The 16,842-nt window shown below is 35.9% G+C and carries 18 protein-coding genes; 8 read left to right on the plus strand and 10 right to left on the minus strand.

The window, feature by feature from the left end:
• Nucleotides 1–400 precede the first annotated feature (400 nt).
• The 6 genes from pdhA (at nt 401) to QWY86_RS13675 (ending at nt 6,796) form a co-directional block, all read left to right on the plus strand.
• Nucleotides 401–1,396, plus strand: a complete 996-nt coding sequence (pdhA, locus tag QWY86_RS13650; RefSeq protein ID WP_290242890.1) for a pyruvate dehydrogenase (acetyl-transferring) E1 component subunit alpha — start codon at nt 401–403, stop codon at nt 1,394–1,396.
• 33 nt (nt 1,397–1,429) lie between these two features.
• Nucleotides 1,430–3,097 carry a dihydrolipoamide acetyltransferase family protein gene (locus QWY86_RS13655; protein WP_290242891.1) on the plus strand — a complete coding sequence of 556 codons (1,668 nt, stop codon included), beginning with the start codon at nt 1,430–1,432 and terminating at the stop codon, nt 3,095–3,097.
• 250 nt (nt 3,098–3,347) lie between these two features.
• Nucleotides 3,348–3,899, plus strand: coding sequence for a cupin domain-containing protein (locus QWY86_RS13660; RefSeq protein WP_290242892.1), 552 nt, complete (start codon nt 3,348–3,350; stop codon nt 3,897–3,899).
• A 68-nt stretch (nt 3,900–3,967) separates the two neighbouring features.
• Nucleotides 3,968–5,197 (plus strand): serine hydrolase domain-containing protein, encoded by a 1,230-nt coding sequence (locus QWY86_RS13665; protein ID WP_290242893.1) that lies wholly within the window; start codon nt 3,968–3,970, stop codon nt 5,195–5,197.
• A gap of 584 nt (nt 5,198–5,781) precedes the next feature.
• Complete coding sequence (locus QWY86_RS13670) at nt 5,782–6,087, plus strand: YbaB/EbfC family nucleoid-associated protein (protein ID WP_290242894.1); 306 nt, start codon at nt 5,782–5,784, stop codon at nt 6,085–6,087.
• Between the two features lie 31 nt (nt 6,088–6,118).
• Nucleotides 6,119–6,796, plus strand: a complete 678-nt coding sequence (locus tag QWY86_RS13675; protein ID WP_290242895.1) for a metal-dependent hydrolase — start codon at nt 6,119–6,121, stop codon at nt 6,794–6,796.
• A 55-nt stretch (nt 6,797–6,851) separates the two neighbouring features.
• On the opposite strand, the gene QWY86_RS13680 is transcribed toward QWY86_RS13675, so the two are convergent.
• The 3 genes from QWY86_RS13680 to polA form a co-directional block, all read right to left on the minus strand.
• Nucleotides 6,852–7,163 (minus strand): hypothetical protein, encoded by a 312-nt coding sequence (locus QWY86_RS13680; RefSeq protein ID WP_290242896.1) that lies wholly within the window; start codon nt 7,161–7,163, stop codon nt 6,852–6,854.
• 148 nt (nt 7,164–7,311) lie between these two features.
• The gene (locus QWY86_RS13685; protein ID WP_290242897.1) at nt 7,312–8,169 is read right to left on the minus strand and encodes an energy transducer TonB; all 858 of its coding nucleotides are present in this window, start codon (nt 8,167–8,169) and stop codon (nt 7,312–7,314) included.
• Nucleotides 8,170–8,171: 2 nt separating this feature from the next.
• Nucleotides 8,172–10,979 carry a DNA polymerase I gene (gene polA, locus QWY86_RS13690; RefSeq protein WP_290242899.1) on the minus strand — a complete coding sequence of 936 codons (2,808 nt, stop codon included), beginning with the start codon at nt 10,977–10,979 and terminating at the stop codon, nt 8,172–8,174.
• 140 nt (nt 10,980–11,119) lie between these two features.
• On the opposite strand from polA, the gene QWY86_RS13695 reads away from it, so the two are divergent.
• The gene (locus QWY86_RS13695) at nt 11,120–11,800 is read left to right on the plus strand and encodes a hypothetical protein (RefSeq protein WP_290242900.1); all 681 of its coding nucleotides are present in this window, start codon (nt 11,120–11,122) and stop codon (nt 11,798–11,800) included.
• An 18-nt stretch (nt 11,801–11,818) separates the two neighbouring features.
• Here the strand turns inward: QWY86_RS13695 and QWY86_RS13700 are convergent, their stop codons facing one another.
• From QWY86_RS13700 to trmB, 5 genes are all read right to left on the minus strand, one after another.
• A complete protein-coding gene (locus QWY86_RS13700; RefSeq protein ID WP_290242901.1) occupies nt 11,819–12,367 on the minus strand; it encodes a GNAT family N-acetyltransferase in 549 nt (182 codons plus the stop codon).
• Nucleotides 12,364–12,930 carry a DNA-3-methyladenine glycosylase I gene (locus tag QWY86_RS13705; protein WP_290242902.1) on the minus strand — a complete coding sequence of 189 codons (567 nt, stop codon included), beginning with the start codon at nt 12,928–12,930 and terminating at the stop codon, nt 12,364–12,366. The genes QWY86_RS13700 and QWY86_RS13705 overlap by 4 nt, the downstream gene beginning before the upstream one ends.
• A gap of 84 nt (nt 12,931–13,014) precedes the next feature.
• Entirely contained in the window at nt 13,015–13,359 is a 345-nt protein-coding gene (locus QWY86_RS13710) for a carboxymuconolactone decarboxylase family protein (protein WP_290242903.1), read from the minus strand.
• Nucleotides 13,360–13,561: 202 nt separating this feature from the next.
• Nucleotides 13,562–13,747: an MGMT family protein gene (locus QWY86_RS20140; RefSeq protein ID WP_353958921.1), complete on the minus strand. Its 186-nt coding sequence runs from the start codon at nt 13,745–13,747 to the stop codon at nt 13,562–13,564.
• Nucleotides 13,747–14,397, minus strand: a complete 651-nt coding sequence (trmB, locus tag QWY86_RS13720) for a tRNA (guanosine(46)-N7)-methyltransferase TrmB (RefSeq protein WP_290242904.1) — start codon at nt 14,395–14,397, stop codon at nt 13,747–13,749. Before trmB ends, QWY86_RS20140 begins: the two co-directional genes overlap by 1 nt.
• Nucleotides 14,398–14,513: 116 nt before the next feature.
• Here trmB and fcl point away from each other — a divergent pair, with 116 nt between their 5' ends.
• Nucleotides 14,514–15,440: a GDP-L-fucose synthase gene (gene fcl / locus QWY86_RS13725; protein WP_290242905.1), complete on the plus strand. Its 927-nt coding sequence runs from the start codon at nt 14,514–14,516 to the stop codon at nt 15,438–15,440.
• Here the strand turns inward: fcl and QWY86_RS13730 are convergent, their stop codons facing one another.
• Nucleotides 15,441–16,010, minus strand: coding sequence for a Crp/Fnr family transcriptional regulator (locus QWY86_RS13730; protein ID WP_290242906.1), 570 nt, complete (start codon nt 16,008–16,010; stop codon nt 15,441–15,443).
• A 45-nt stretch (nt 16,011–16,055) separates the two neighbouring features.
• Nucleotides 16,056–16,838 (minus strand): GLPGLI family protein, encoded by a 783-nt coding sequence (locus QWY86_RS13735; protein ID WP_290242907.1) that lies wholly within the window; start codon nt 16,836–16,838, stop codon nt 16,056–16,058.
• Nucleotides 16,839–16,842 lie beyond the last annotated feature (4 nt).

Below are 16,842 nucleotides of genomic sequence, written 5' to 3' on the forward strand. Positions count from 1 at the left end.
TTAATTTAACTAAGCCCGACAGCAGCAATTATACTTTTTTGATGCTATTCATAAAATTTAGCAAAAACTTTAACAAAAAAGATAATTCAAATGGCGGGACTGTTTTAACCCAAGCACTTCGACAATTGCCTTTCTAAAAATATTTATAATTAGGAGTATTTTGTCTTTTACAGAATTAAATTTTACTATGATTTAGAATGTATATTATGAAAAATTGCGAAGTTTAACTTATATAAAATCGGCTATTTATTGAGAATGCATTAGATTTAACTTATTTAATTGTAAAACAACTGTTAAGTGATATTTTAGCACTATTATTATGATGTTTTTACAATAGAAAGTGACAAAAATTACAATAAAAAAATTAGATTTGCTGTCGCAAAAAACAAATAACCTTAAAATGAGTGCAGTAGAAATAAATAAAGATACCTGGTTGAAGTGGTTCGAGTCGATGTTGCTTATGCGCAAATTCGAAGAAAAAACTGGCCAGTTATACGGACAACAAAAAATTCGTGGCTTTTGTCATTTATACATTGGACAAGAAGCTGTAGTTGCAGGCGCAATATCTGCAATGCAAAAAGGCGATTCAATGATTACTACTTACCGTGATCATGCACATGCTTTAGCTTTAGGTGTAACTGCCGACAGCATTATGGCAGAAATGTATGGTAAAGCTACTGGTTGCTCTAAAGGTAAAGGTGGCTCTATGCACATGTTTAGTAAAGAACATAACTTTTATGGTGGTCATGCAATTGTTGGAGGTCAAATTCCATTAGGTGCTGGCGTTGCTTTTGCAGAAAAATACAAAGGAACAGATAATGTTAATATTTGTTACATGGGCGATGGTGCGGTGCGCCAAGGTGCATTAAACGAAACTTTTAACATGGCTATGCTTTGGAAATTGCCTGTTGTTTTTGTTTGCGAAAACAATGGTTATGCAATGGGTACTTCGGTACAACGTACTACAAACATGACTGATATTTATAAAATTGGTTTAGGATTTGATATGCCTTGTGCGCCTGTTGATGGTATGGACCCTGTTGCAGTTCACAATGCAATGGATGAAGCTATTCAGCGTGCTCGTAAAGGTGAAGGACCAACTTTCTTAGAAATGAGAACTTACCGTTACCGTGGTCATTCAATGTCTGACCCTGCTAAGTACCGTTCGAAAGAAGAGTTAGAAGATTATAAAGCAAAAGATCCGGTTGAGTTAGCAAGAGAAACTATTCTTAAAGAAAAGTATGCTGATGAGAAATGGATTGAAGAGGTAGAAGCTAAAGTTAAAGCTACGGTAGACCAGGCTGTGAAATTTGCAGAAGAATCTCCTTGGCCAGATGCATCTGAATTGTACAAAGATGTATATATGACTGAGAACTACCCTTACGTAATGGACTAATATTTTTTAAAAGATTTCAATTAATTAGATACAATGGCTGATGTAATTAAAATGCCCAAAATGAGCGACACCATGACCGAAGGGGTTTTGGCTAAGTGGCACAAAAAAGTAGGCGATAAAGTGAAAAGCGGCGATGTTTTGGCAGAAGTAGAAACTGACAAAGCAACAATGGATATGGAATCTTATTGGGATGGCGTTCTTTTATACGTAGGTGTAGAAGAAGGAACTGCTGTACCAGTTGATGCTATTATGGCCGTTATTGGTAAAGAAGGCGAAGATTACAAGGCAGCATTAGAGGCTGAAAAAGGTGGTGATGCTCCAAAAGCAGCAAGCGCTGATGCTCCTAAAGCTGAAGATAAGAAAGAAGAAGCTGCTCCTGCACAAGGTGGTGGTTTAAGCGAAGAAGAATTAGCAGAAAAAGGTGTTACAGTAATTCGTATGCCTTTGTTAAGCGATACCATGACTGAAGGCGTTATTGCTGAATGGCATAAAAAAGTTGGCGATAAAGTTAAGGATGATGATGTTTTGGCTGATGTAGAAACCGATAAGGCAACTATGGAAGTTATGGGTTACGCAACTGGTACTCTATTACATATTGGTGTAGAAAAAGGTTCTGCTGCAAAAGTAAATGGCATTATTGCTATCGTTGGTCCGGAAGGAACTGATGTTAGTGGTATTTTGGCTGGAGGAGCGTCGGGAAGTCCGAAGTCCGAAAGTCCGAAGTCTGAAGCGCCTAGTGAAGAAAAACAAATCGAAAGTAAAGATGCAAGTTCATCTGCTCCTGTATCAGAAAGTTCTTCATCAGATAGCCGTGTTAAAGCATCGCCTTTAGCTAAGAAAATTGCTAAAGATAAAGGAATCGATTTATCGCAAGTTGCAGGTAGTGCAGAAGGTGGTCGTATTATTAAAAAAGATATCGAAAACTTTAAACCAGCTGCTGCACAACAGTCTGAAAGTCAGAAGTCCGAAAGTCCGAAATCTACTGCTGCTGCTCCAGTTATCCCAACCTTTGTTGGTGAAGTTAAATACACGGAACAACCAGTTTCGCAAATGCGTAAAGTAATTGCAAAACGTTTGGCAGAAAGTTTATTTACAGCGCCACATTTCTACTTAACCGTAAGTATCGATATGGATAACGCAATGGCTGCTCGTACAGCAATTAATGCTGTTGCGCCTGTTAAGGTTTCTTTCAACGATTTAGTAATTAAAGCAGTTGCTGTTGCATTGAAAAAACACCCGGCTGTTAACTCATCATGGGGTGGCGATAAAATCCGTTTCAATGAGCATACTAACATTGGTGTTGCTATGGCTGTTGAAGATGGCTTATTAGTACCAGTAGTTCGTTTTGCTGATGGTAAATCTTTATCTCACATTTCTGCTGAGGTTAAAGATTTTGGCGGTAAGGCAAAAGCTAAAAAATTACAACCTGCAGATTGGGAAGGTTCTACTTTCACGGTTTCTAACTTAGGTATGTTTGGTATTGATGAGTTTACATCAATTATTAATTCTCCTGATGGTGCAATTTTATCAGTTGGTGCTATACAAGCTGTACCAGTTGTTAAAAATGGTGCTGTTGTTCCTGGTAACGTAATGAAGTTGACTTTAGGTTGCGATCACCGTGTGGTTGATGGTGCAACAGGAGCACAATTCTTACAAACATTAAAAGGTTTATTAGAAGAGCCGATTAGATTATTAGCGTAAGTTTTTAATTGGATAATAAAGTATAAAGCCATTCCTGAAAAGGGGTGGCTTTTTTGGTTTTTAGTGCCGGTATGACGTTATGGATATATCTTTAATTATAAGCCATGACTCTAAAATTCTACAGCCACAGATTATCAGATTATCTCTAATTACATATTGAAGTCTTCGAAAACTGTTTCGCTATAATCAGTTAATCTGTGGCAAACCTAAAGTGCTTTACTTTGTTAATAACATAAAACAACCCTAAATCATGGATAAAGAAAAGTTGATACAAGAAGCCTATTTAGTTTCGCACAAGATAGAAGAAAATGGAAACTTCCCTAATAACCCTTTGTATCCTTTAATGATTTACAAAGGCGCATTTCTTATTCATCCTGATGATGAAATTGATGTAATTAAAACGGTTTTTGCAAAAAACGGATATACGAATGCCTGGGTTGATGGAATCTTTGATTATCATCATTACCATAGCAATACACATGAAGTTATGGGTGTTTACTGTGGCAAAGCCGATGTACAGTTTGGCGGTGAACATGGTGTTTGCATCGAGCTTGACAAAGGTGATGTTGTACTTATTCCTGCAGGTGTTGCCCATAAAAAATTAAAATCGAGCGATGATTTTAAAGTTGTAGGTGCATACCCAAAAGGTGCTGACTATAATATAAAATATGGCGAAGCAGATGAACGTTTACAAGCAGATGAAGATATTTCCAAAGTAGAAAAACCAGACAGCGACCCGGTTTATGGTAGCAAAGGACATTTATTTGAATGCTGGTATAACCAAAATTGCGAAAATGTGTAAAACTCTTTGCCTTTAACCACTCAAAATTCTTTAATTTTCGGGTTTTAAATAACACACTACCTGAATAAATGAATTTTAAGCATATAATCTCTGCAATTGCAATCTCTGTTACTATATTTACCGCTTGTAATCCAAAAAAAGCCGAAGAAAAAAAAGCTGCTGAAAAGAAAATCAGGGTTAAAGAAGATGATAAGGCAGACAGTCTTTTACTAGCCTACAACCCTGAAAAAGGCGACAAGTGGATTGCTGACTTTGTAACCAATTTACACAAAAAATACGGTTTTAATGGAAATATGCTCGTTGCGAAAGACGGTAAGATTCTTTACGAGAAAGCAATTGGTTGGGCAGATTATTTACATCGCGATAGCCTGAAAATAAACTCAGAATTTGAACTCGCATCTATCACCAAAACCTTTACCGGTGTTGCCATAATGCAATTGGTAGAAGCCGGTAAACTTTCGTTAAATGATGATGTGAAGAAATTCTATCCAAACTTTCCTTATGATGGCATTACCGTTAAACTGCTTTTGAGTCATCGCAGCGGGATGATGAACTACGTTTATTTTATTGATGACATTTGGCGCAAAGAAAAACGACCAATGAAAAAAGGCGTTACCAATCAAGATGTGATGAACGTAATTGCTGAGCGCAAACCTAACCCTTACACAAAACCAGATAACCGCTTTCATTACAACAACTCTAACTTTATGGTGTTGGGTGCTATAATAGAAAAAGTAACCGGACAACGCTATTCGCAATATATGATGGAACATGTTTTTAAACCGGCAGGATTGAAAAACACGCATGTTTACAGCACATCTGAATACGAAAAAATTCCTGTTGATGTTGTTGGTCATGATAGAACATGGCGTTATTCTGTTGCACAAAATTTTCTGGATGGACCAGTTGGCGACAAAGGCATTTACAGTACCGTACACGATTTGGTTTTGTTCGATAAGTACCTTAAAAATGAGCGTTTACTCACCAAGAAAAGTTTAGATTCATCTTATGTTGGTAGAAATAAGCCTGTAAATGGACATTTTAACTACGGCTACGGCTGGAGAATGTTTGATGGCGAAAAAATGGACAAAGTTGTTTACCATACAGGTTGGTGGCACGGTTTCCGCCATATTTACGTCCGCGATTTAGATAAAAACATTGTAATTATCTTCTTGGGCAATTTAACAAATGGCAGTTTAATGCATCTTGATGATTTATATAAACACTTCAACATGCCCGTAATTCGAAAAGGGGCTTATCATGGTAATGGAAGTTTGCCTGGTAGTGACGAGGATTAAATCAGTTAAATTTATTTTTTGAAAATGAATGCTTGGCGTTGATGGCGGCCGGTAGTCCTGCTATCACTTCAAGTCCGCTCCCGATGAAGAATCTGGATTGCGGGTTTTCCGTTTTATCAGGTTTATTTAACAATGTCAGGGGATTTTGGCAAAGAACTTATCGGCAAAACATTCGGTGTTACCTAAACGTGAGTTCGTAATTAGGGCGCTTTAAAATTACCGCCTACGCGGGAATGACGTACTTTTAAATAAATATTTCCGTGTATTCTGTGTTTCCGTGGCAAAAATAATATTTAGCCCTGAAATCAACTTCAAAAGATTTTCCGCTAAGGTTGAAATGACGGTGCAAATTATGAAGCCATGAGCATAGTTTTAAGTTAATTAGCCCCGACAAACGCGGAAATACTTTTGGTTTACAGAAACCAAAAGATTGCAGCATTGGCGGGACTGTATTTGCCATGAAAAGCAGAAACATGCGCTTCTAAAAAATATAATTCTAAACTGGAGGATTTTAATTACCGCGATAAAATTAAATACTTAAAACAATTTACCGATTTTAGCTTTTTAATTAAAACGATAAAATTATGTTCGATAAATTATTCGCAGCACAGCAAAAAGCCGAAGAAATAAAGAAACGTTTAGATACAATTTCGGTATTTGGCGAAGTAGAAAACGGTGCAATTAAAGTTACTGCAACGGCTAATAAAGCCATTACCGGCATTGCAATTGATGAAGAATTTTTCAAAAATGCAGATAAAGAAGAGCTGGAAGAGCTTTTGCAAATTGCCGTAAATAAAGCCCTTGCAAATGCAGAAGAAGTTAGCAACACGGAAATGCAGGCTTCGGCAAAAGATATGCTTGGTGGTTTGGGCGGCATGTTCGGTGGATAGTATTTGCACATTAATCTCAAAAGAAAAAACTATGAAATTTACATATTACGGTCAATCTTGTTTTGCAATAGAGGCAGACGGAAAAAAGTTTCTATTTGATCCTTTTATAAAACATAATCCTTTAGCTAAGGATATAGATACTACAAAAATCGAAGCGGATTATATTTTGATAAGTCATGGACATGGCGATCATGTTGCCGATTTGGTTGAACTGGCTAAACAAACCAATGCACAAGTAATTGCAATGGTAGAAGTTGCAAACTGGATTAAGGAACAGGGTGTAGAAAATGTTATCGACATTAACTTTGGCACACAAAAATTACCTTTTGGTAGTTTAAGAACAGTTTGGGCGGTTCATAGCAGTTCAAATCCTGACGGCAGTTATGGTGGCAATCCGGCAGGTTTTGTATTAACCCTAGAAGGTAAACAAATTTATTTTGCTGGGGATACTGCTTTAACACTAGAAATGAAACTGCTTGCGGAATTACACAATTTAGAATATGCTATTTTGCCAATTGGCGGCCATTACACAATGGGTGTTGATGATGCGGTAATTGCGGCCAAATACATAGATTGTGATGATATTATTGGTGTTCATTACAATACTTTTCCACCTATTAGCATAGATATGGAAGATGCTGTAGCTAAATTCAAGAGAGAAAATAAAAATCTTTTGCTACCTGCTATTGGCGAAACAATAACCTTATAAAAAGCAGAAAGCTCCGATTTCACAATCGGAGCCTTCTAAAATTAAAAATCTAAACCTAATTCTTTTTAGCGGCAGCTTTATTTGCTTTATAGCGCATATCTGCTGTACCATCTTTTTTTACAGGCCCTGCAACTTTAGTTACAACCTTTGTTTTATTTTCTTTAAAACGCATATCTGGCGTTCCATCTGCCTTTAATTTTGCCGCTGTTGTAGTTGTTTTTGTTTCAACTTTTTTAGCACCGGCTTTACCTGCTGCCGCAGTAGTTTTAACAGTTTTTTTTGTTTGTGTTGCAGTAGCTGGTGTTTGTGCAAATGCTGTAGATAAACCAAATGCTGCGATTGCGATTAAACTTAATAACTTTTTCATGCCTTTAATTTTTTTAGTTAAGATAAAACTCCTTGTTCTGATTGGAGTTTAATACCTTTCGATTTTTTTAACTCGTTAATTTGTTGATATAAAATTGATAAATCGGGATGAAGTTTTTATGAAGATAAGAAAAATTAGAATTAGGATGTCAATTTAGTGAAAAGCTGATATTAAGATTTTGTTTCATATCGACAGGTTTGCCATTTTCAGTTGCAGGAATCCATTTTGGGGACATCATAACAACTCTTTTTGCTTCTGCAGTAAGGATATCTCCAGGAGAAGAAATAACTTTGAAATCTTTTGGATATCCTTCCTTATCAATAGTTAAAAGAAAATAAACTTTCCCTGTTAATCTTGCGCTTAGCGCTTCTGCCGGGTATCTTATGTTTCTTGAGAGGTATTGATAAAACATTTTAATGCCGCCAGGAAACTGCGGAGGTGTCAAATCCAATAATTTAACATTGACAATATCTGGATGCGATAAAATTCCATCTCTAAAAACTTTTACTGAAACTAATTGCCCTTCTTCGCTAAATAATTTCCAATCACCAGTCATTTTTCCATCGGCATAATTTCCCTGTTCCATTATTTTTCCACTGGGAAAGTACGAAGTAAATGGACCATTTAGAATATTTTTACTATAAGTTTCAGATTCCATTATTTGTCCTTCGGGATAATTCCTAACCCACAATCCCGTTTTATTGCCCAAAATATATGAACCTGCAAGCATAATCTTTTCCTGTTGATATTCTATATAAGAACCGTTTAAAATGCTCAATTTGGAGTCTGAAAAGGTTTCCTTTTTAAGTACTTTGAGGTCCTTATCAGATGTTACCTTAATCCAGGCAGCGCTGTCACCTTTATATATTTTATAAATATTACTAGCTTTTTCCAGCTTCTTTACCCCTTTCCCATTGATATTTGTATAGCTATATAATGTATCGCTTTGCTGTGCAAAGGCTGATAATGAAATAAAACTGAATAATAAGAGTAAAATCCTTTTCATAATTAATGAGCGGCAAGCCAGTTATCTCCTTCTCCTATTTCTACAACAATTGGCACTGATAATTTGATGGCATTTGCCATTTTGTCCTGAATGATTGCTTTCATCACATTCTTTTCAGATTTTAGCACATCAAAAACCAACTCATCATGTACTTGCATAGTCATTGTAGATTTTAAGTTTTGTAGCTTCATTTCTTTATGGATGTTTATCATAGCAATCTTAATCATATCTGCTGCAGAGCCTTGAATTGGCGCATTTATTGCATTTCGCTCGGCAAAGCCTCTTACCGTTTGGTTAGCGGAATTGATGTCTCTCAGATAGCGTCTTCTGCCCATTATTGTTTCCACAAAACCATTTTCTCTTGCGAAATTCATGGTATCACTCATGTAACGTTTTATACCCGGATATTGAGCGAAATACTGTTCGATAATTTCAGCAGCTTCTTTGCGTGGAATACCCAAATTTTGAGATAAACCAAAGGCAGACTGTCCGTAAATGATACCAAAGTTTACCGCCTTGGCGTTTCTTCTTTGAGTACCATCAACCTCCTCAATAGTTATTCCGTAAACTTTTGCAGCCGTTGCTGTATGGATATCGATGCCTTTTGTAAAAGCATCGAGCATATTTTCTTCTTTGCTGATTTCTGCAATAATCCTTAATTCAATTTGCGAATAATCGGCCGATAATAAAATGTGATTTTCATCTCTGGCGATAAAAGCTTTTCTAACCTCTCGCCCACGCTCAGTTCTTATCGGAATATTTTGAAGATTAGGATTGTTAGAACTCAATCGCCCTGTTGCGGCTACAGCTTGATTATATGAAGTATGTACACGGCCGGTTTTTGGATTTACCATAAGCGGCAAAGCATCAACATACGTTGATTTTAATTTTTGCAGCTGGCGGAAATCCAAAATATCCTGAACAATATCGCTTTTACTCGCTAATGCCAAAAGCACATCTTCACCAGTTTGGTACTGACCGGTTTTTGTTTTCTTTGCTTTTGGATCTAGCTGTAGTTTATCAAATAAAACCTCGCCAAGTTGTTTTGGCGAAGCCAGATTAAATTTAACCCCAGCTTTATCATAAACATTTTGTTCAAACTTAACAATCTCAGTTTCCAGCTCTTTTGAATAAGCTTTAAGAGTTTGAATATCTATTCTAACGCCTTCCTTCTCTATATCTGCTAGTACATAAACCAAAGGATTTTCTACTTCTTCGGCAAGTTTTGCAGCATTTAATTCTTTTAGTTTTGGTTCAAAAACATGCGCCAACTGAAGGGTAATGTCTGCATCTTCGGCGGCGTAATCTACAACCTGTTCCACAGGGACATCACGCATATTACCTTGGCTTTTACCTTTGGGGCCGATCAATTTTGTAATTGAAATTGGCGAATAGCCAAGGTAATTTTCTGATAACACATCCATACCATGACGGGTATCTGGATCGATTAAATAATGCGCAAGCATTGTATCAAAAAGTTTTCCTTTAACTTCAATACCATACCATTTTAGCACTAAAATATCGTACTTTGTATTTTGCCCAATTTTTTCTATCTGCTCATTCTCAAGTACAACTTTAAATTCATCAAGAATTACGATTACTTCATCGCGGTTTGCAGAAAGCGGAATGTAATAACCTTCGCCTGGTTTTGTTGAAAAAGAAAGCCCTACTAACTCTGCCATATTTGCATCTGTTCCAGTAGTTTCGGTATCAAAAGAAATTCTTTTTTGCTGAAGCAAAATGGCAATCAATTCTGCTCTTTCTTCAGCGGTGGCAATTAATTTATAATTATGTTCGGTATTTTCAATATTTTTAGCCGGAAGTTTCTCAGTTGGTTCCTCTTCTATGGTGTTTGTGTACTGAATCGTTTCACCCGTTTGATTACCAAATAAATCTGTTTGTGTTCCCTCACCAAATTTTGCCGTGGTAACTGAAAACTCATCACCAAAAACTCTTCTACCCAAGGTTCTAAATTCAAGTTCTGTAAACAAGGGCTCTAATAAATCCTTGCTTGGGTCGCAAAGTTCCAAATTAGCCTCATCTAATTCGACAGGTACATCTAACAAAATGGTTGCAAGTTTTTTAGATAGCAAACCCTGTTCTGCAAAATTTTCTACATTTTCACGTTGCTTTCCTTTTAACTCGTGTGAATTTGCAATAATATTTTCCATCGAGCCATAGGTTTTAATCAAAGCTTTTGCTGTTTTTTCGCCAATGCCTGGAATGCCCGGAATATTATCTACTGCATCTCCCCATAAGCCTAAAATATCGATAACCTGTAATACATTGTCGATTTCCCATTTGGCTAAAACTTCTTTCACGCCCAAAATCTCCATCTCATTGCCCATTCTGGCTGGTTTGTAAATAAAAATATTTTCAGAAACGAGTTGAGCAAAATCCTTATCGGGCGTCATACAATAAACCTGATAGCCTTTTAATTCTGCTTTTTTGGCCAAGGTTCCAATAATATCATCGGCTTCATAACCATCAGATGTAATCACTGGAATATTAAAACCTGTAATTAGTTTAATAACATAAGGCATTGCCGCAGCCAAATCTTCTGGCATTGCCTGGCGTTGTGCTTTATAAGCTTCAAAAGTAGTATGTCGCTCTGTTGGCGCTTCTGTATCAAAAACAACTGCAATGTGTGTCGGCTTTTCTTTCTTTAAAACATCAAGCAAAGTATTCGTAAAGCCCATTACTGCCGATGTATTAATTCCTGTTGATGTAAAACGTGGATTTTTGCTAAGGGCAAAATGTGCTCTGTACATTAGCGCCATGCCATCTAAAAGAAAGAGTTTTTTATTCATGTGATTCCACTTATTTAAAGATTCTGCTGATTTAGCATCAGCATATAAAAGTAACCAAAGTTAATGATATCAATAAAATTTAAGTATAATGGATAAGATTATAAATTTAGTTGCGTTATTTTGAGCAAGCAATCTTTATTATGAAATTTTTCCTTTTTTCGATTCTACTTTCAGTATTTGTATACAGTGCCAATGCTCAGGATTTCGTTATTAAAAATAATGATGATGTAATTCGTGGTACGATTAAAGGCACAGATTATTTCTCTGTTTTTATAAGTGCAAATGATGAGGCTGATGTTATTTTACTAGCAAAGGATGTAAAGAACTTCTTTTGGAATGGTAACAGCTACATTAGCAAAGGTTTTGCCAACAAGAAAAACTTTGAGTATCGATTTGTAAAAGTTATAGAAACCGGAACGGTAAATTTATATTCTTTTGGAGGCGGAACTTTAGTTCCCGCTAAAAAGGAAAAGAATGTTAGGTTCAGACCATCAGTGGGTATTGGCACCGGAACTGGTGGCTTTGGCGGAATGGGCATGGGTGGCGGCATTAGCATTGGCGGTGGTAGAAACAGCGCACCCGAACCTCCAATTGGTGCTCCGGTTGTACGTTATTTTATTGAAAAACCAGGAACAGGGCCACTTCAGGAAATTCCGATTAAAGCCATAACAGAAGATGAAAGAAAAATTGAGGTGCGAAGTATATTACTCCAAAAATTGGGCGACCAAACAGCATTAAGGGCTAAAATTGAGACAAATACTTCTTTAAATAGCAAAGATGTTGTTGAGTTTATTAAGGAATATAATGAGGTAAAAAAATAAGAACTGGATTATCGGGATTTAAGGATTGTAAGATACAGGTGTTAACTTTGCAAAAATTGATAGGCTAATTGTCTTGCCATTTTTAATTTCACAGTTTTTCATTGTTCCTTCGTATTCAAAAGCTAATTTTAACAATGCTTTTTTACTGTTTTCATTCTCAGATTCTACAAATGCTTCTATTCTGTTAACATGTAAACTATAAAATGCGTAGTTACAAATTAAAGTTGCTGATTCATTTATAATTCCTCTTTTCCAATATTTAGGCAGCAGCCAAAATCCTATTTCTATCTTCTTGTGAGATTTATTGAAATTATTAAATCCAACAGCACCAATAAATTCTTCATCTGCTTTATTACAAATTGCCCACCACAATCCTGTACCATCATCTTGGAGTGCTTTAAACCAATTCAATTGGTCTTGAGTTTCCGCCAATGAATGATAATGAACGCCGTAGTGCTTAATTACATCAGGATTAGATAAACCTTGATAAACATTTTCTAAATCGAAGTCTTCAAATTGCCTTAATCGCAGTCGACTAGTTAACAATTCAGGAAAAACATTTATCATCGTGCGCAGCAATTTAAAAGGTGATCATTAACCATACCTGTTGCCTGCATGTGTGCATAACAAATTGTTGTACCGAAGAATTTGAAGCCACGTTTTTTCATGTCTTTACTTATTTTATCTGATAATTCTGTTCTTGCAGGTACATCACTCATTTTTTTAATATGATTAAGCAAAGGTTTTCCATCAGGTAGGAATCCCCAAATATATTTTGAAAAACTTTCAAACTCCTGTTGAATCTCTATGAAAAGTTTCGCATTCGTAATGGCGCCATTTACTTTTAGCTTGTTGCGAATAATTCCGGCATCATTCATCAAACGCTCAACATCTTTCTCATTAAAAGCGGCCACTTTTTTTACATCGAAATTGGCAAAGGCTTGTCTGTAGTTTTCTCTTCTTTTAAGAATAGTTATCCAGCTTAAGCCAGCCTGTGCGCCTTCCAAAATTAAGAATTCGAAAAGCGTTTCATCATCATAAACTGGTTTTCCCCATTCTTCATCATGATATTTTATGTAAAGTGGATCGGTACCTGCCCATGCGCAACGGGTTAAGTTTGGAGTTTGCATAATGGAAATTTAAAAAATTTTAAGCTATCGTCATCCTGAATTTATTTCAGGATCTTACAGGTTCAGCATGACGAACATATTTAATTAACCAGCTTGTAAATCATCCCAATATTCAACAGCTCTCCTATAATGCGGTATAACAATACTTCCGCCAACGAGATTTGCAATCATGAAAATTTCGTTCATTTCATCGCTATTTACGCCTGCATCATAACACTTCCCTAAATGATATTTAATGCAATCATCGCAACGCAAAACCATCGAAGCAACTAAACCCAACATCTCTTTAGTTTTAACATCTAAAGCGCCATCGGCATAACTTGTTGTATCTAAAGCAAAAAACCTTTTAATGTTCGTATTTGCGGTCTCCATAATCCTATCGTTCATTTTTTCCCGATAGCCGTTAAATTCTTCTACTAATTTGCCCATATTTAATTATTGAATGAATGATTTTTGAATGGTTAATGCCTTATTATCGCTCTTCAGACTAAAGACTTTCAGACTTACAACTCTTGCAAAGGATTCCAGAAAACCTTTTTGAAATTAATTACTTTATTATTTTTTACCTCAACTCCTTCTTTTGCAAGTAATTCTTCCATCAATTCTGGCGGGCTAAAATGAAATTTACCAGTTAACAAACCACCCGATGCGCTGGAACCTTTGGATGCGCAATATGTGAATAAGCCATAGCGTGCCCAACCATTCTTGATGATTTGGCCGCACCCAAGCTTTTTGCAATCGCACCATAGGAGGTAACCCTGCCTTTTGGAATTAGCCTTGCTACTTCATAAACCTGCTCATAAAAGTTAGTATCCATTATTGGAACGAAAACTGAATGTAGTTAATGTTTTTCTCGTGTAATAAATATTTTTTCTCGTAATAAGTTTTAATCGAAAGCACTTCATCAGCAAATTCCGATGTGTATAAATGATCGGTGTTCTTATGAATTGGAAAATTCAACTCCTGTACCTTTTCATTTGTGTAAAGGTATAATTGATCGTTATCGGTTTTTAAATTTACTTTGCCACCATCTTTTAAAATAATCTTATACTTGTTTAAAAAACCTGGAAAAGTTAATCGCTTCTTTTCACGACTAATTTGCGGCTGAGGATCAGGAAAGGTTATCCATATCTCATCGATTTCACCAGCCTCAAAATAATCCAATAAATTTTCAATCTGAATTCTTAAAAACGAAACATTGTTTATCCCTTCTTCAATTGCAGTTTTAGCACCTCGCCAAATTCTATTGCCCTTATAATCAACACCTATAAAATTTTTATCTGGAAATAATTTAGCAAGGTTCACCGAATACTCACCTTTTCCACAGGCTAATTCCAACACAATAGGATTATCGTTTTTGAAATGTTTATTAGCCCAATTTCCTTTTAAGGGCTTACCTTCATCTAATTGTAATACGTTTGCGAATGTCTCAATCTCAGCAAATCGTCTAAGTTTATCTTTACCCAAGAGTTTTTTTCGTCAAAAATACAATTAAATCATTTAAAGGGATTTTTTTTCCAAATAATCTTATCATGTATTTGCACAATCTATTGTACTTTTGCGAGTATTTTTAAATTTCGACATTGAAAAAATCAGCTAAAATTTACATAGCAGGACACCGTGGAATGGTGGGCTCGGCAATTTACCGCAAATTAGAAAAAGAAGGTTACACAAACTTGCTTTCCAGAACTTCAGAGGAATTAGATCTTCGAAATCAGCAAGCGGTTTTAGACTTTTTCGCGGCTGAAAAGCCTGAATATGTATTTTTAGCTGCTGCTAAAGTTGGTGGCATTGTTGCCAATAATACCTACCGGGCTGATTTCCTGTTCGAAAATTTAGCCATTCAAAATAATGTTATACACAGTGCTTACCTAAATCAAGTTAAAAAATTAATGTTTTTAGGTTCAAGCTGTATTTATCCAAAAATGGCACCGCAGCCTTTAAAAGAGGAATATCTATTAATGGGCACTTTAGAAGAAACCAATGAGCCTTATGCAATAGCCAAAATTGCCGGAATAAAAATGTGTGATGCCTACCGCGACCAATATGGGTGTAATTTTGTTTCGGTTATGCCTACAAACCTATATGGCTATAACGATAATTACCACCCTCAAAATTCGCATGTTTTACCTGCGTTAATTCGTAAAGTGCATGAAGCTAAAATTAATAACGAAAAGCAAATAACAGTTTGGGGTTCTGGTTCGCCAATGCGTGAGTTTTTATTTGCCGATGACTTGGCCGATGCTTGTTACTTCTTAATGGAAAATTACAATGAACCAAACCTTATCAACATTGGAGTTGGACATGATTTGACCATAAAAGATTTAGCATTGCTGATTAAAGATGTGTTGCAATACGATGGCGAATTGGTTTTTGATGCAAGTAAACCTGATGGAACACCTCGTAAATTAATGGATGTAAATAAGTTACATGCATTAGGCTGGAAACATAAAATTGAACTTCGTGAGGGAATTGCTTTAGCTTACCAGGATTTTTTAAGCAGGTATTAATTATTTCTTCGCCCTTATTTTACTTAGAAATTCTGGTGTAAAGCCCAAATACGAAGCGAGCATATATTGTGGTACACGCTGAACAAAGTCTGGAAATAGCCTGTTAAAATGATGGTATCTTTCTTCGGCGGTTTGGCTGTACAAAAACTTAATACGCATTTGCGATGCCTGATGATTTTTTTGTAAAATAAGCCTGAAGTATCTTTCGATTTTTGGCAATTGATTAAATAACAAATCGTAGTTATGATGCTCAATCGCAATTACCTCTGTATTTTCTGCCGCCTGAATATAAAACTCTGAAGGTTTCTGAAACAAAAAACTCGTCAAATCTGTAATCCACCAATTTTCAATTGCAAACTGTGTGGTTTGCTCTGCTCCTTTTATATCGATAAAATATAAGCGCAAGCAACCTTTTACAACAAAATAATTTGCTTTGCAAATTTGCCCTTCTGCTAATAAGAAAGCTTTCTTTTTAATGGCAATAGATTTGAATAATGGGCTCAGGTTTTCCTGTTCGCCATAATTCAAATCTATAAATCTATTTATGTGGCTAAAAAGTGGGCTGTACATTTATGGCTTATAAAACCATGCTAATTTAGCATTATTTTACAACCCTTACAGCGAAAAGGCTTTCAAATCAGGCTGTGCCCATTCTCCCCAATCTTTCATAGCCGCCATTAAAACCTTTTTCAAGCCTGCATTATCTACAGGCTTACCTTTAGTTGGTGGTAATAATTCTTTTTCAGGAACGGTTACTTCTGTAACTTTTGTTGCAAACCAGGTTATATTTTCGTGGGGTAATGCTAAACCTAAAATCATACCCGGCAAACCTGCGAATGATTCAGGGCCACCAGAAACAGCAATTTGATTGGCATAATACGCTACAACATACACTGAATCCATTATAATTGCATTTGCTCTTCGACATTCGTATCCTGCAATTTCGCGTGTTTCATCCGTAATTTTCCAATTTATTTTACGAATAGTATCCTTTACAAGGTACGTTGCTTCGTAAACACTTTTTTGAATCGTGTTGGTTTCAGTTTTAAAATCAGTACCAATTATATTCTTTAAATCAGCAATCGGATTATTATTTAACCAATTATTAGAAGCTGGTGCAGCTTCATCATTAAACTTATATAAGCTTTTATCACTATCAAATTTTAATGTGCTTTTTGCCGATTTAAATTGAGGAAAATTCTTCTTATAATTATCAAAAGACTGGTTCATGTAGCTCTCATTTCTTGAGTTTATACGCTTTTTTATAAGCGCATACATATTTGAGCGTTTCTCGTACTCGATAACACCGTTTTTAACGAAATGAACATTTTGTGCGATACAATTATTACTGATAAAAATTACCGCTAAAATTATTGTGAGTTTTAATATTGTTTTCATGGCT

The sequence above is a fragment of the Pedobacter aquatilis genome (assembly GCF_030409415.1).
Taxonomy (GTDB): Bacteria; Bacteroidota; Bacteroidia; order Sphingobacteriales; family Sphingobacteriaceae; genus Pedobacter; species Pedobacter aquatilis.

Bases quoted from the DNA above. Each gene is read 5' to 3' on its own strand.
- polA (WP_290242899.1), bottom strand. From the start codon at position 10,979: ATGAATAAAAAACTCTTTCTTTTAGATGGCATGGCGCTAATGTACAGA.
- QWY86_RS13655 (WP_290242891.1), top strand. From the start codon at position 1,430: ATGGCTGATGTAATTAAAATGCCCAAAATGAGCGACACCATGACCGAA.
- QWY86_RS13675 (WP_290242895.1), top strand. From the start codon at position 6,119: ATGAAATTTACATATTACGGTCAATCTTGTTTTGCAATAGAGGCAGAC.
- QWY86_RS13730 (WP_290242906.1), bottom strand. From the start codon at position 16,010: ATGTACAGCCCACTTTTTAGCCACATAAATAGATTTATAGATTTGAAT.
- QWY86_RS13695 (WP_290242900.1), top strand. From the start codon at position 11,120: ATGAAATTTTTCCTTTTTTCGATTCTACTTTCAGTATTTGTATACAGT.
- QWY86_RS13685 (WP_290242897.1), bottom strand. From the start codon at position 8,169: ATGAAAAGGATTTTACTCTTATTATTCAGTTTTATTTCATTATCAGCC.
- QWY86_RS13705 (WP_290242902.1), bottom strand. From the start codon at position 12,930: ATGCAAACTCCAAACTTAACCCGTTGCGCATGGGCAGGTACCGATCCA.
- pdhA (WP_290242890.1), top strand. From the start codon at position 401: ATGAGTGCAGTAGAAATAAATAAAGATACCTGGTTGAAGTGGTTCGAG.
- QWY86_RS13680 (WP_290242896.1), bottom strand. From the start codon at position 7,163: ATGAAAAAGTTATTAAGTTTAATCGCAATCGCAGCATTTGGTTTATCT.
- QWY86_RS13735 (WP_290242907.1), bottom strand. From the start codon at position 16,838: ATGAAAACAATATTAAAACTCACAATAATTTTAGCGGTAATTTTTATC.
- QWY86_RS13665 (WP_290242893.1), top strand. From the start codon at position 3,968: ATGAATTTTAAGCATATAATCTCTGCAATTGCAATCTCTGTTACTATA.
- QWY86_RS13660 (WP_290242892.1), top strand. From the start codon at position 3,348: ATGGATAAAGAAAAGTTGATACAAGAAGCCTATTTAGTTTCGCACAAG.
- QWY86_RS13670 (WP_290242894.1), top strand. From the start codon at position 5,782: ATGTTCGATAAATTATTCGCAGCACAGCAAAAAGCCGAAGAAATAAAG.
- QWY86_RS13710 (WP_290242903.1), bottom strand. From the start codon at position 13,359: ATGGGCAAATTAGTAGAAGAATTTAACGGCTATCGGGAAAAAATGAAC.
- QWY86_RS13700 (WP_290242901.1), bottom strand. From the start codon at position 12,367: ATGATAAATGTTTTTCCTGAATTGTTAACTAGTCGACTGCGATTAAGG.
- QWY86_RS20140 (WP_353958921.1), bottom strand. From the start codon at position 13,747: ATGGATACTAACTTTTATGAGCAGGTTTATGAAGTAGCAAGGCTAATT.